At 42.6% G+C, this 14,502-nt stretch carries 12 protein-coding genes and 1 pseudogene; 5 read left to right on the top strand and 8 right to left on the bottom strand.

The features are described 5' to 3' along the window. Nucleotides 1–77: 77 nt before the first annotated feature. The 3 genes and pseudogenes from gsiB to BQ4305_RS17635 form a co-directional block, all read right to left on the bottom strand. Nucleotides 78–452, bottom strand: a complete 375-nt coding sequence (gene gsiB / locus BQ4305_RS17645) for a glucose starvation-inducible protein GsiB (protein ID WP_110929065.1) — start codon at nucleotides 450–452, stop codon at nucleotides 78–80. Nucleotides 453–593: 141 nt separating this feature from the next. Then, a pseudogene (locus tag BQ4305_RS17640) lies at nucleotides 594–857 on the bottom strand (KGG domain-containing protein); the annotation flags it as partial. A gap of 122 nt (nucleotides 858–979) precedes the next feature. After that, entirely contained in the window at nucleotides 980–1,825 is an 846-nt protein-coding gene (locus tag BQ4305_RS17635) for a YitT family protein (RefSeq protein ID WP_110929063.1), read from the bottom strand. 166 nt (nucleotides 1,826–1,991) lie between these two features. On the opposite strand from BQ4305_RS17635, the gene BQ4305_RS17630 reads away from it, so the two are divergent. The 4 genes from BQ4305_RS17630 (at nucleotide 1,992) to BQ4305_RS17615 (ending at nucleotide 4,697) form a co-directional block, all read left to right on the top strand. Continuing rightward, nucleotides 1,992–2,855: a DegV family protein gene (locus BQ4305_RS17630; RefSeq protein ID WP_110929062.1), complete on the top strand. Its 864-nt coding sequence runs from the start codon at nucleotides 1,992–1,994 to the stop codon at nucleotides 2,853–2,855. Nucleotides 2,856–2,927: 72 nt separating this feature from the next. Continuing rightward, nucleotides 2,928–3,059: a DUF3941 domain-containing protein gene (locus BQ4305_RS17625; RefSeq protein ID WP_110929061.1), complete on the top strand. Its 132-nt coding sequence runs from the start codon at nucleotides 2,928–2,930 to the stop codon at nucleotides 3,057–3,059. Between the two features lie 114 nt (nucleotides 3,060–3,173). Next, nucleotides 3,174–3,665 (top strand): YajQ family cyclic di-GMP-binding protein, encoded by a 492-nt coding sequence (locus BQ4305_RS17620; RefSeq protein WP_110929060.1) that lies wholly within the window; start codon nucleotides 3,174–3,176, stop codon nucleotides 3,663–3,665. A 162-nt stretch (nucleotides 3,666–3,827) separates the two neighbouring features. Further along, nucleotides 3,828–4,697: an SDR family oxidoreductase gene (locus tag BQ4305_RS17615; protein WP_110929059.1), complete on the top strand. Its 870-nt coding sequence runs from the start codon at nucleotides 3,828–3,830 to the stop codon at nucleotides 4,695–4,697. 47 nt (nucleotides 4,698–4,744) lie between these two features. On the opposite strand, the gene BQ4305_RS17610 is transcribed toward BQ4305_RS17615, so the two are convergent. The 4 genes from BQ4305_RS17610 to BQ4305_RS17595 form a co-directional block, all read right to left on the bottom strand. Continuing rightward, nucleotides 4,745–5,788 (bottom strand): LacI family DNA-binding transcriptional regulator, encoded by a 1,044-nt coding sequence (locus BQ4305_RS17610; RefSeq protein ID WP_110929681.1) that lies wholly within the window; start codon nucleotides 5,786–5,788, stop codon nucleotides 4,745–4,747. Between the two features lie 167 nt (nucleotides 5,789–5,955). Continuing rightward, nucleotides 5,956–7,617, bottom strand: a complete 1,662-nt coding sequence (locus tag BQ4305_RS17605; protein WP_110929058.1) for a glycoside hydrolase family 13 protein — start codon at nucleotides 7,615–7,617, stop codon at nucleotides 5,956–5,958. A gap of 86 nt (nucleotides 7,618–7,703) precedes the next feature. Next, complete coding sequence (locus BQ4305_RS17600) at nucleotides 7,704–9,194, bottom strand: alpha-amylase family glycosyl hydrolase (protein WP_110929057.1); 1,491 nt, start codon at nucleotides 9,192–9,194, stop codon at nucleotides 7,704–7,706. Between the two features lie 121 nt (nucleotides 9,195–9,315). Beyond that, nucleotides 9,316–10,587, bottom strand: a complete 1,272-nt coding sequence (locus tag BQ4305_RS17595) for an extracellular solute-binding protein (protein ID WP_199880745.1) — start codon at nucleotides 10,585–10,587, stop codon at nucleotides 9,316–9,318. A 269-nt stretch (nucleotides 10,588–10,856) separates the two neighbouring features. On the opposite strand from BQ4305_RS17595, the gene BQ4305_RS17590 reads away from it, so the two are divergent. Next, nucleotides 10,857–12,620 (top strand): glycoside hydrolase family 13 protein, encoded by a 1,764-nt coding sequence (locus BQ4305_RS17590; protein WP_110929055.1) that lies wholly within the window; start codon nucleotides 10,857–10,859, stop codon nucleotides 12,618–12,620. Nucleotides 12,621–12,638: 18 nt separating this feature from the next. On the opposite strand, the gene asnB is transcribed toward BQ4305_RS17590, so the two are convergent. Further along, a complete protein-coding gene (gene asnB, locus BQ4305_RS17585; RefSeq protein ID WP_110929054.1) occupies nucleotides 12,639–14,489 on the bottom strand; it encodes an asparagine synthase (glutamine-hydrolyzing) in 1,851 nt (616 codons plus the stop codon). Nucleotides 14,490–14,502: the final 13 nt, after the last annotated feature.

The raw sequence follows: 14,502 nt of genomic DNA, 5'->3' as shown, positions 1-14,502 counted from the left end.
ACCCTAGGCCTAGCCTAGGGTTTTCTTTTCCACAAAAGAAAAAAAGCCCTCCGGGAATCCGGAGGGCTTTCTTAATATTAATCGTTATTTCGGGCGTTGCCGCCTTTTTCACCGATCTCCCGGTAAAATTCTTTATCATGATTTTCGGAAGTGGCTTCGCCGCCCTTTTGTCCGATTTCCTGATAAAATTCCTTATCATGGCTGTCGGAAGTGGCTTCGCCGCCTTTTTGCCCGATCTCCTGATAGAATTCCTTATCGTGGTTTTCAGAAGTGGTTTCACCGCCTTTTTGTCCGATTTCCTGATAAAACTCTTTATCATGGTTCTCAGAAGTGGCTTCGCCGCCTTTTTGTCCGATTTCTTGGTAAAATTCTTTATCATGTTTTTTAGAAGTTGCTTCGCCGCCCATGCGTCCTGCTTCTTCTCTGCTCATTTTGCCGTTATTGTTTGCCATTTTTTAATTCCTCCTCAGCTTTTTTGAAAATCCTCTTTGTTTATTACAGAAAGACCGGGACTTTCCCCTTTTTCCAAATAAATGTCTGATACTCATTTCTATTTCAAGCTTCACAGTCCTTATGGCTATTAAAAGGTATTAATCGTTGTTATCGCTGCGGGCTCTTCCGCCTTTTTCACCGATTTCTTGATAAAATTCTTCATCATGATTTTCGGAAGTGGCTTCGCCGCCTTTCTTCCCGATTTCCTGATAAAATTCCTTATCATGATTCTTGGAAGTGGTCTCGCCGCCTTTTTGTCCAATTTCCTGGTAAAAATCTTTGTCGTGATTTTTTGAAGTTGCTTCGCCGCCCATGCGTCCTGCTTCTTCTCTGCTCATTTTATTGTCATTATTATTGTTTGCCATGTGTAATCACTCCTTAAAAGATTTTTGTACTAGGTGCTGTACACTCTATTACATATCCGTTTTTCAGGAGATTAAACACACGAAACGGCTCATTTCTTTTTTGTAATTGAGCCGTAATAAACTTAATGATCTCTTCGGAAGAAGCCTAAAATCCCTGTGGTTTCCATAATATTTGTAAAAGCCTGCGGATCAACTTCCTGAATAATTTTCTCCAAGTCATATAGTTCATATCGCGTGATGACAATGAGCAGCATATCTTTATCTTCATTCGTGAATGCCCCTTTAGCAGGCACTACTGTTATACCCCGTACCAGTTTTGCATGGATTGCCGCCCTTAATTCTTCACTCTTTTTTGTGATGATCATGGCGGTCAATTTTTCATGACGTGTATGAATGGCATCTACTACTCTTGTCGAAGCATAAAGCGTGACTAAGGTGTATAAGGCCTTCTCAGCACCATATATCATGCCTGCCGTTACAATAATAACCCCATTCAATATAAATAAATACGTTCCTACCGGACGATCTTTCATCCGGGATAAAAGCATTGCAATGATATCCATTCCGCCTGTTGATGCCCCGTATTTCAAGGTAATCCCAACTCCGACAGCGGCAATGACCGCTCCAAATACTGCGTTCAGCAATATATCTTTAGAAACCTCAGTCACCGGAATGATTTCCATAAACAGCGTCATCAGTGCAACACTGAGAAAGCTGTAAAAGGTAAAAGACTTACCCACTTTTTTCCAGGCAATGATTGTAACGGGAATATTCAGCAAAAATAATAAAATTCCTGTTGAAATATTAAACGGGGCAAACGAGCCAATTAAACTGGAGAGCAGCTGGGCAAGCCCTGTAAAACCGCTCGCATATACTTTTGCGGGGATTAAAAAAAGATTCATCGCCACGGCATTCAACAAAGCACCGATAATGACAATCACAGCCTTTTTTAATTCAGTCCTATACATGATGTTTCCTCCATTCAGCGGGCACCCCCTGCGGTAATGCCTAATTCATGATCTTATTCCGGACACAATCCCGGAATAGATTGTTTTTTTTCTGTGACATGCTAAACTAATTACAATATGTACGTTACATATTAATATAAAAATTAGAAAGAAAGCAGGTGTACCTATGGCTATCACAATCCTTGCTGACAGTGCATGTGATTTGCCATTGTCTTTCTATAAAGAAAACAATGTTGCCTTTATACCATTACAAGTTCATCTGGATGAACATACTTATACAGACTTGGAGACCATTCAGCCGAAGGAAGTATATCAGGCCATGCGGGAAGGGAAAGCACCAAAAACTTCTCAGTCTTCGCCAGAAAGCTTCTTAGAACACTTTACCAAATTGGCCAAGGAGAAGAAACAGGGAATTTATATTGCATTTTCTTCTGAATTATCTGGCACATATCAGACAGCTGTGCTGATGCGCAACCAAGTAAAAGAAGAGTACCCAGATCTCGATTTAGAAATTATTGATACGAAATGTGCTTCATTGGGTGCAGGGCTCATTGTCCAAAGTGCAGCAATGCTTGCTAATCAAGGAGCTTCCAAAGAAGAAATTTTGAAAGACATAGAATTCAAAAAGGCGCATATGGAGCATTTATTCACCGTCGATAACCTTGAATATCTCGCCCGCGGCGGAAGGATTTCAAAGGCTGCAGCTCTCGTCGGAGGATTGCTGAACATTAAACCTCTGCTCCATGTCGTGGATGGCAGATTAACCCCGCTGGAAAAAGTCCGCGGCAAAAAGAAACTGCATAAAAGAATTTTGGAGCTTATGTCGGAACGCGGCAAAAATCTGGCTTCCCAAACAATAGCGATCAGCCACAGCGAAGCCGAAGACACTGCTCTTGAACTGAAAGAAGCTTTCCAGCAGGAATTCGGAACACAAGAAGTATTCATTAATACGATTGGCGCCGCTATTGGGGCACATACCGGCCCAGGGACAATTGCCATATTCTTCTTAAATGACAGCCCTTCTTCTTAACCATTAAAACATACATACTCCCTTCTCCAAGTGTGCAAACTAGCATTAACACAGCGGAAGGGAGTTTTTGTGATGTCTCATACTGCGGACAACAATAAAAGGCCGAAAGATAACCAGGCCCGCAACGCACAAAAGAATGAACAATATCAGGAAAATCTAAAAGCGGGCAAGCATTCTTACTCTAAAAAAACAGATCATAAATAAGACGGAAGTCTCTTTTTATATCTTATTTTCAGGAAAACGCACAGTCCGGATCAGTTGTCTTCCCTCTTATCTTTCTCTATAATAAAGGGAAATAAACCCTGTTGGAGGTAAGAGATGGCAAAAGACAGTTCATTTGACATTGTTTCAAAAGTTGATTTCCAGGAAGTAACCAATGCCGTAACAATGGCAATGAAGGAAATCAAAACAAGGTATGACTTCAAAGGAAGCCAAAGTACCATCACATTAGATAAAGAAGAACTTGTACTGGTTTCCGATGATGAATATAAGCTGGAACAATTGAAGGATGTATTAATCAGCAAACTCGTAAAAAGAGAAGTTCCAATTAGAAACCTGGATTACGGAAAAATCGAAGGTGCTTCCGGCGGAACGGTCCGCCAGCGCGCCAAATTGATCCAAGGCATCGATAAAGAAGCAGCTAAAAAGATCAATACACTTATTAAAAACAGCGGCCTTAAAGTTAAGAGCCAGGTACAGGATGACCAAATCCGCGTTACTGGAAAAAGCCGAGATGACCTGCAAGGAATCATATCCATCATCAGAGGGGCCGACCTTCCGATCGATGTACAATTTATTAATTACAGATAACGAAAAGACCTGCCGGCGGGCAGGTCTTTTCTAATACTTATAGCAATACAAGCTTCACTAGCCCAGCACTCCCACTCTATTCACTAGAAATTTTTTCCATGTTTTTCATTCATAAACTTAAGGAATAACAAAGGAGTAGAGATTAAAAAGGAGGAATTATCCATGAGTAATCAAGAACAAAACCAAAATAGCTTTCCCGCACAGCACCAGCAGCATCAGCCTGGAACTGAAACCAAAATGACACCGGAACCAGATTCAGTACGTTCCACTTACAAAGGAAGCGGAAAGCTTGCCGGCAAAACTGCCATCATCACAGGCGGTGACAGCGGTATCGGGAAATCTGTTGCCATCTATTATGCAAAAGAAGGAGCCAATGTTACAGTTGTCTATTTAGATGAAGAAATTGATGCCCAAACGACTAAAGAGGCCATTGAAAAAGAAGGGCAGAAATGCTTGCTTCTTGCAGGAGATGTTGGAGATGAAACGTTCTGTCAAGACGTTGTAAAGCAAACCATCGAAACATTTGGCGGGCTCGATATTCTTGTCAATAATGCAGGCGAGCAGCATGTCCAAACAAGCATCACGGATATTTCGGCCGAGCAGCTTGAAAAAACATTCCGTACAAATATTTTCTCTATGTTCTATTTAACGAAGGCTGCAATGCCTCATTTGAAAAAAGGAAGCAGTATCATTAATACTACTTCCATTACGGCCTATCAAGGCAACCCTAAACTGATTGATTATTCATCTACAAAAGGAGCGATTCTGTCCTTTACTCGGGCTCTGTCCAACTCTGTCGTTAAAGACGGCATACGCGTCAACGGTGTTGCTCCAGGTCCAATTTGGACACCGCTTATCCCAGCATCCTTCAGTGAAGAAGATGTAGCCAAATTTGGTTCAAATACCCCTATGGGCCGCGCCGGACAGCCAGAAGAGCTTGCACCGGCTTATGTATATCTGGCAAGTGATGATTCCTCTTATGTCAGCGGCCAAGTTTTACATGTTAATGGCGGTACAGTCGTTAATGGATAAAGTTATTTGCTCAAGGCAAGCCCCTCTTTCAAATGGGCTTGCCTTTTTTATGATATCGTCATGGCCATTTTCCCAAACCCTTTGCAGGAACATCTCTCTATAAATTGATGCGGGATGATGACTTTGCTTGCAGGGCTTCCCGGATGTTTTAGATGGTGAATCAAAGAGCGTGATGCCTGATAGCCCAAATCAAATATATTAATATCCACAGAAGTCAGCTGCGGACTGGAAAAGTCTGAGAAGAAGGCATTGTTGAAACTGATCATGGAAAGATGATCAGGAACTCTGATTCCTAATTCTCTGAATGAATTGGCCATCCCGAGCGCCAGCAGATCATCACCAATAATCAAAGCTGTCGGCGGTTCAGCCAAGGAAAGAATCCGTTTGGCTGTCTGCTTTCCCCCTTCATCCACCCCGCCATTTTCAATAATGTATTCTTTTTTTATAGGAATTCCTTCGGTTGTGAGGGCATCCACATACCCTTTCAGCCGTTCCTTCGTCATCATATAGTCAGAATCACCAGAAATGAATCCAATTTTTTCGTGTCCAAGTTCTATTAAATAAGACGTCGCTTCTTTAGCAGCGGTATAATTATCATTGTCAATATAGGTGATTTCATCATCGAAATCAAACGGCTTTCCGATAAGGACAAAAGGGAATTTCTTAGAGCGCAAATAGGACAAAATATGATCATTCACTCTGGAATAAAGAAGAATAATCCCATCAACCATTCCCCCCTGTACCATATTCACGACACCTTCATAAATTTCTTCCTCTGTCTTTCCGGTGCTTAATAACAGGGAATATTGATTTTCTTGAGCACCCTCACTGAGACCCCTTAATACGGTCGGAAAGAAGGGGTTTTGATAAAAAACATCCGCAGATCCGGGAAGTACCAGCCCTAAGATCTTAGTAGATTGATTCGCAAGGCTTCTCGCTATAAAGTTCGGATGATACCCCAGCTTTTCCATTGCCTCCCGTACTCGGACCTTTGTTTTTTCACTTATTCGCGGATTGTTAGCAATAACTCTTGAAACAGTGGAAGGCGCTACCTCTGCCAGCTGTGCAACATCCTTTATTGTGATAGACAGTTTTCCCACTCCCCTCCTGCAGGCTTTTTATAATATATATACATTTTATGACTCTATCATACACTGACCCGTTAAAGTATGCCAGAGAATTTTATATAAATTTCAAGTATTTCGTCAATTCACCGAGATAAAAAAGAAGCCGGCGCTTCCTTCGGCTTCTTTTTGGCTCAGTTCATATAAACTCTGATTTCATAAGGTCTCAGTTCTAATGATTGGTCAGCAGGAATCGGGGCAGGCGGGTAATTGGCCAGCAGCAGATCTGCTTTTTCTGCATTCAGTTCACCTATAGCGATGTGTTGGCAAGTCTGGCTGAAGTTGCAAATAACAAAAGCTGTATCATCTTGAAAACTTCTTGTATACACATAGATATTCGAATGGTCCGGATATAGTAGATTATACTCTCCATAAATAAATACTGGATATTTTTTTCTGACCTGAATCATTGTTTTATAAAAATGATAGACGGAATCCTTTTCCTGCATTTGCTGTTCCACATTAATATTTTTATAGTTCGGATTTATCTTCATCCAAGGCTTTCCTGATGTAAAACCGCCTTGTTCGCCGGCATCCCACTGCATCGGAGTTCTTGAATTATCGCGTCCGTTTTGCCAGATAATCTCCATGATTTCTTCATGTGCCCTGCCATTAGCAGTCTCTAATTGATAGTAGTTTTTCATACCCACATCATCATATTCTTCAATCGTCGGGAACTTCACGTTTGTCATTGCGATTTCCTGCCCCTGGTAAATGAAAGGCGTCCCCTGCATTAGAAAATAGAGTCCGCCAATCATCTTGGCACTTTCTTTCCAATATGTTTTATCATCTCCCCAGCTTGATACACTTCTGGGCTGATCATGATTTTCTAGAAAAAGAGCGTTCCATCCTCGCTGGTGAAGACCTTTTTGCCACTTTGTCAAAGTATGTTTAAGACTTTGAACATCTACCGTCTGATCTGTCCCCCGCTTCCAAAGTCCAAGGTGCTCAAATTGAAAGATCATATTGAACACACCTGCTTGCTCTCCCACCCAAGACTCCGCTTCGTGTATGGGAACCCCGTTGGCCTCGCCGACCGTCATAACATCGTACCGGGAAAATGTCTCAGCCTTCAGCTCTTGCAGCCAGCTGAGAATTCCAAGCTGGTTCGTATGCATCTCAAAAGCCGGCACATACTCGGCATTATAAGGGTTCGGCATATCCGGCAGCCCATCGCGCTTTTTAATATGAGTGATCGCATCGATCCGAAATCCATCGATGCCTTTGCCCAGCCACCACCTGATCATCTGATACAGTGCTTTTCGCATCTCTTCATTATGCCAATTCAAATCCGGCTGTTTTTCTGCAAACAAATGGAGATAATATTGGCCTGATTCCTTATCATATTTCCAGGCACTTCCTGAAAAGATGCTTTCCCAATTATTCGGTTCCCTTCCATTCGTACCGTCCCGCCAGATATACCAGTCCCTTTTTTGACTGGCCCTTGATGAACGCGACTTGATAAACCAAGGATGCTCATCGCTTGTATGATTGAGCACCAAATCCAAAACAAGCCTCATTCCCCGCTTATGGATTTCCTCAATTAGGGCATCTGCATCTTCCATAGTCCCGTACTCTGTGCCAACAGCCTGATAATCACTGATATCATAGCCATTATCTGCATTCGGAGAGCGATAAAACGGGCATACCCAAATAACATCGACTCCAAGGTCTTTCAGGTAATCAAGCTTCGCAATCAGTCCTCTTAAGTCACCAATTCCATCCCCGTTACTGTCCATAAAACTCCGTGGATAGACTTGATAGCAAACTGCTTCCTTCCACCAGCTTCTTTTCATCCGTCTTACCTCCCTAGATCGCGTAATGCCTTTCTCCTGCTGATTGGAGGTACTCAATTTTGTTTCAAACATTCAGGCAGAGAATTTTATTCGTGCTTCGAGCGCTTAATAATCAGAATGATGAATATGGAAAATACAGCTAATACTAAACCCATTACAATGAGATACGGAATATTAATAATGGATTTTTTTTCCACAGTATAAACCTCTGCCATTTCACGGTCCATAACCAGAGTGTAGCTGCCGTCCTTGCTGCGTACTAAGTCACTGTTCAAAGTCCCCCTCAGCTCTTTGTTCCCCTCAAGCATTGATTCATCCAGCTGAACAGTTTGTGTCTTAGATGTGTTATTGATGGCCGTAACGGTTATTTCTCCAGCATAGGTTCGTTTGAAGACCATCATACCGCCCTCTTCATACAGTAATTCAAAATCACCGCGGACAAGAGAAGGATGTGCTTTGCGTACCGCCGCCAGGCTGGTTATATACTCGACAAGGTCCTGTTCTGTTTTGAAATTCATCAGCTTAAGATTATCCGGTGCTGCTCCCCCATTCAGAGCAATCTCTGTTCCATAAAATACAATCGGGGTCCCTGGGGCAGTATAGGTGTAAGATAAAGCCAGCTTCCAGCGGGTCCCAGGATGCTCATTATAACTTTCAGCATCTTTCGCAAATCTTTTTGCGGTAACATGATCCAGCAATAAAGATTGATCTCCTGTAAATTCTGGATCAAGGCTCAGGGTTCTTTCCAGACTTTCATCGGGTTTAGAGAATGATTTACGCAGCAGCTCCATCTCATGATAATTGATGTAGCTGTCAAAACCAGCTTCCTTATACTTTTTAAAGGTTTCTTTATCGGCTGTCTGCATATCTGCAATTAAGCAGGCATCTTTTTTTTCCGATTTAACCGCCTGGGCAAATGCCATCCAAAAATCGATGCTCCCCTGCTGCACATCCGTCATTCTGAAACCGTCAATTCCTGTATAAGACAGCCACCATTTTGCCGCCTCTATGAGATACTGTCTCGCTTCGGGACGGTTTTGATCAATAATCGGCAATCCTGCTGTCCAATCATTTGTATCCTGCTTTTCTCCTTGACTCAGGAACCAATCCTGTTTCTCTGAATCTTTGAAAAGCGGACTGTTTTCTGATACATGATGAACATCGAAATCAAGCAGGATTTTCATTTCTCTCTTATGTGCTTCCTTCACGAGCCGTTTAAACTCCTTAAGGGAGCCAAAATGTTCATCCGTCTTATAAAAATCGTTAACCCAATATCCATGGTAGCCCTTTTCATCATTATCAAACACCGGGGATAGAATCAGGGCTGTAAATCCCATATCATGCAAATAATCCAGTTTTTTTGTGACCCCTGCAAAATCACCTCCATGATAACTTGCCGGATCATGCACATCTGTATCTCTGTTATTGTCTGGATTCCCGTCAAAAAAGCGGTCAATCATAATTGAGTAAACGATTTCATCTTGCCATGTGCGTACTTCTTTTTGCGCGGCTTCAGCAGGAAAGGCGTAAAAAAGAAGCAGCGGAAGCAAGACAAGTGAAAAAAACCTTCTTCCCATGTCTTCTCCTCCTAGCTATATCTCTCTTTCCGCCTTTAGCGTAGCCTTTTGAAACCCACCCGTCAAACAAGAATTTTAAAATTTTGGATATTTAGGAAATTTTAAAATACAGATACACTGTTTATTCTTTGTTATTCTGGATATTTTGCTTTATTTTCCGTACAGCTTTTTCTAAATCCTTCTTTGTATTTGTACTTCCGGAAGAAATGGCTGCATAAGCAGTCTCCATCGGCTTCCATACTGCCTCCATTTCCGGAGCATTTGGAACGGGTACCGCCTTTTCAGCTTGCTCGCTGATTGCTGCTGCCTCTTCATCATCGGAGATAAAAGAATCATTCTTCAGCTTTAAGGCGGGTATAACGTGTGCCGCCCGGTATCGTTTCTCCGCATTTTGCTCATTGGCAAGAAACTCAGCAAGTTTAGCTGACCAATACGGATATTTGGTGAAGGCTGTGACGTGCAGGCCTTTGACATGCAGGAAAGGCGTCATCTCTTTTCCTTTGGTCAATTTCGGCAAGACAGACACACCGATATCCATTCCTTTATTTTTCTCGTTTTTCAAAACTCCGGGTCCTGCTATCATCGAAGCTGCTTTTCCTTCTGAAAACAGACGATTACGAAAATCTTCCCCATTTTCATCCGAAGGAATTTTAGGCAAAAGCTGATTTTCATACCACTTTTGTACAAATTCTGCAGCTTTAACGGAACCTCTGTTGGATAAACCAATGGATGAAGGATCATACGTCCCTCTGTTTTCTTTAAATACGTAACCGCCCATTCCCCCTATTATTCCATATGCCGACGGAAAGTCCGTCCAATTGGCTATAAATTCATAAGTATCTCCTTTTTCCCCTTTTGAGACGGAATGATAAAGCTCCTGCAGCGTCCTTGGGTTTTTCTTCATTTTCGATTTATTATAGTAAAATACCTGTGTTTCGACCGATGTTGGAAGTCCAAAAAGAATTCCATCATACGTTTCGGCAGCCAGCGCCGGGTCGAGAAATTTGCTCAGCACCCGGCCGGACACCTTCATTTCCTGAATAAGCCCTTCCTCTGCCATGCGTCCGATTTGCTCGTGCCTGAGTGCTGCTACATCCGGCCCTTTTCCTACAGGTCCCTCAATGCTAAGCTGTTCCGGAATCTCATCAGCAATTCCCATTTCTTTATTCACCACATGTATGCCATATTTTTGCTCAAAAGCTTTTAACATCTCCTGCTGTTCCCGATAAGTTCCAGGCTCACTCCAGATTATCAGCTGTTCAGGTTTCGGTTCAGCATGTTCTTCTTCCTTAACTTGCTCATGATCTGTTTGTTTGCTTTCGGGTTTCCCGCATCCTGATATGATGGCTGCAGTAATGCAGAGCAGTGACAAATATAGTATTAATTTCTTCAAAAAACAGCTTCCTCCCACACAGGCCTCCGACAGCCGTCGCTAAAATGAAATCGTTTGCATTCCCTTTCCACTTATTATACGATTCTCTGCCCTTTTTATTACTTCTCAAGAAATCTTAAGAAATTAAGCAAACTTGGGATACTTCATAAAGAATTCTGGGTATATAGGTGAAGGACAAATAACTAATGTCAGTTTGTTCCTTATTATTGAAATGGAACCAATATTTTTATAGGCTTAAAACAAGCCATATAAAAAGGAGTGAATCGCTAATGGAAAAATCCTCAGTATTTCATCGGCCCCTCGATAATTTTTCATACAGTGTCGATGCCGAAGCGCTCCATATCCGTCTGCGGACAAAAAAGCAGGATATAGAGCTGGTTACATTGTTATTCGGTGACCCTTATGTTTTTGAAGCCGGGAAATGGAAGATTGAAGAAACCCCCATGAACATCTCGGGAAGTGATGATCTTTTCGATTATTGGGAAGTTTATGTCAAGCCTCCGTATGGCCGGATTCGCTATGGTTTCTCCCTCCGTTCAGGTAACGAGGAATGGACTTATTGCGAGAAAGGTTTTTTTGAAAAAACACCATATGATAACAGCTATTATTTCGCTATTCCATATATCCATGAAAATGAAATTTTCCAGGCGCCAGCATGGGTTAAAGACACGGTCTGGTATCAAATCTTCCCCGAACGATTTGCAAATGGAGATCAGGAAATTGACCCGGAAGGAACAAAACCATGGGGAAGTGAAGAACCAAAGACAAATAATTTTTTTGGCGGCGATTTTGCCGGTATTATCGAACATCTGGATCACCTGTCCGAACTCGGCATCAGCGGAATATACTTTACTCCTGTCTTTACAGCTTACTCTAATCACAAATATGACACGATTGACTACATGGAAATCGACCCTCAATTTGGATCAAAAGAAATCCTGAAAAAGCTTGTAGCTGAATGCCATAATCGCGGTATCAAAGTAATGCTCGATGCTGTCTTTAATCACAGCGGCTATTATTTCCCTCCTTTTCAGGATGTGCTGGAAAAAGGACAGGACTCAGAATATAAGGACTGGTTTCATATTCACAGCTTCCCGCTGAAGGGCGGTGAACGGCCGAATTATGATACATTTGATTTTGTCGCTTCCATGCCTAAATTGAATACCGCCAATCCGGATGTTAAGAATTATCTGCTTAAAGCTGCCGCTTACTGGATTGAAGAATTTGATATAGACGGCTGGCGCCTTGATGTGGCCAATGAAGTGGATCAGCCCTTTTGGAGAGAATTCCGAAAAACGGTGAAAAAGATCAAACCGGATCTGTACATACTGGGCGAGGTGTGGCATGACTCTATGCCATGGCTGAGAGGTGACCAGTTTGACGGTGTGATGAACTACCCTTTTACGACCAATGCGCTTCGGCTGCTTGCGAATGAGGATCTTACGCCCAAACAATTTATGGAGAAAATGACAACAGTTTATCACAGCTATCCGAAAAATGTGTTTGAATCAGCCTTTAACCTACTTGGCAGCCATGATACCCCGAGAATTCTGACTGAGTGCAAAGGGAATATAAATAAGGTGAAAATGCTTTTCGCCCTGCTGCTGACTTTCAACGGAACCCCTTGTATTTATTACGGCGATGAAATTGGAATGGACGGAGGGCCGGATCCAGGATGCAGAAAATGCATGGAATGGGAAGAAGAAAGGCAAAACAGAGACCTGTTCAATGAGATTAAACAGTTGATCGCCTTGCGGAAACAAGAACCTCTCCTTGCCAATGAGGGACAGTTCGCCTTCCTTAATGAGTTGGAGAATGAAAAACTCATTGCCTATCATAAATACTCAAATGAACGCTCTATTCTGATTTTACTTAATCCGAATCCTGAAGATCAAGGCACCTCATTGCCTCACCCTTTCCAAGGAACGGCTGCTGATTTAATAACCGGAGAACAAAAGGATTTCTCCACAATACGATTAAAAGGCTATGATTATAAAATTCTATCTTTTGAAAAAGAGAAAGCAGCGGAATAATTCCGCTGCTTTTTTCTGTTATCGGTCTATCAGCTGAATCTGATAGTCCTTAAACCAAATATGGATTTGCGCTAAATGGGCAAGCAGCTGAGGACCGGACATCAGCTGCCCAAACCATGGAACTTTAAAGGCCTCTCCTTTCGTCAAGACAATATCCTTTAGCTTCTTTTCATCAAATAATTCATGAAGGACAGAATTCCGGTCATCTATTATTTCTTTTAAAACCGTTTGTACCCTGTCAGTATATTCTGGGTGATGTGTTTTTGGATATGGACTTTTTTTGCGGTACAGTACTTCATCCGGGAGCAATCCTTCCAATGCCTTTCGTAAAATCCCCTTCTCACGGCTGCCCGTCATCTTCATTTCCCACGGGATATTCCAGACATACTCGACAAGCCGGTGATCGGCAAATGGCACCCGAACTTCCAGACTCGCTCCCATGCTCATCCTGTCTTTTCGGTCGAGCAAAGTCGTCATGAACCATAGAATATTTAAATAAAATAATTCCCGCCTTCTCGCTGCTTCCCCAGTTTCACCGTCAAGTCTGGGCACTTCAGCCAATGTATCCAAATAGGATTGTGCGGCAAACTCATCGAGCTTCAGTTTCCCCCTCCAGGAATCCTTCAGAAGGGAAACCCTTTCTTCAGTTGATCTCATCCAGGGAAAGCCGCCCCTATTTAAATCATCTTCACGATGAAACCATGGATAGCCGCCAAATATCTCATCTGCACATTCACCAGAAAGACCGACGACAAAATCTTTTTTAATTTCTTTACAGAACCAAAGCAAGGATGAGTCGACATCAGCCATTCCAGGAAGATCCCTGGCATGAACCGCATCTGTCAGGTAATTCACCAGTTCAGCCTGGGTAATAATCGAGTTATGATGTCTTGTTTGAAAAGCGTCAGACATTTTTTCAATCCAAGGACCGTCAGCATTTGGCTGAAAGGCATTTGATTTGAAAAATTGGTCATTTCCCTCATAATCAATGGAATATGTGTGAAACGGCCCCTTCCCTTCATTTTTGTAGGCATTTGCCGCAATGGCTGTAATGGCACTGGAATCGACACCGCCAGATAAAAAACTGCACAGCGGAACATCCGAAACCAGCTGCCGTGTTACCGCATCTTCTAATAAGAAGCGGACCTTTTCTGATGTTTCCTCCAAACTGTCCGTATGGCGTTCACTTTTTACATTCCAGTAACGCCAAATCCGCAGTCCGGACTGGCTTAAGGTAAGAGCGTGAGCCGGTCTCAGCTCTTTAACTCCTAGAAACACGCCTGATCCAGGCTTCCGGGACGGTCCAAGCCCTAACACTTCGGCCAGCCCTTCCCTGTCAATTTCTGCTTTGACATCAGGATGGGCAAGCAGGGCTTTAAGCTCCGAGCCAAAAATGAATCCGCCGTTCTTTTCTGTGTAAAATAGCGGCTTAACTCCAAGACGGTCGCGACCCATAAACAATTTTTGCTCTTTTTCGTCCCAAATCGCAAAAGCAAAAATCCCATTAAACAGCTCCACACATTTTTCTTTCCATTCAATATAAGAAGTTAGTAAAACTTCTGTATCAGAATGGCCATTAAAGGAATATCCTTTTAATAATAGCTCTTTGCGGATATCTTCCGTATTGTACAGTTCTCCGTTATAACAAAGGGTATATCTGCTATCTCCGTGAGTCTTGACCATAGGCTGCCTGCCTCCGACAGGATCCACCACTGTCAGGCGCCGGTGGCCAAAAGCAACCGGGACTTCACACCAGACATTATCATCATCCGGCCCCCTTTTTGACAACGTTTTTGTCATAGCTTCAATCGTTTTCGTTTCTTTACGGAGGTCTTTACGGTAATCGACCCAACCCGTTATGCCGCACATGAACATCATCCTT

This window comes from Bacillus massiliglaciei, assembly GCF_900098925.1.
GTDB classification, from domain to species: Bacteria; Bacillota; Bacilli; order Bacillales; family DSM-1321; genus Peribacillus; species Peribacillus massiliglaciei.
Note: the sequence above shows the minus strand (reverse complement) of the source record. Positions and strands in the feature narration are given on the sequence as shown.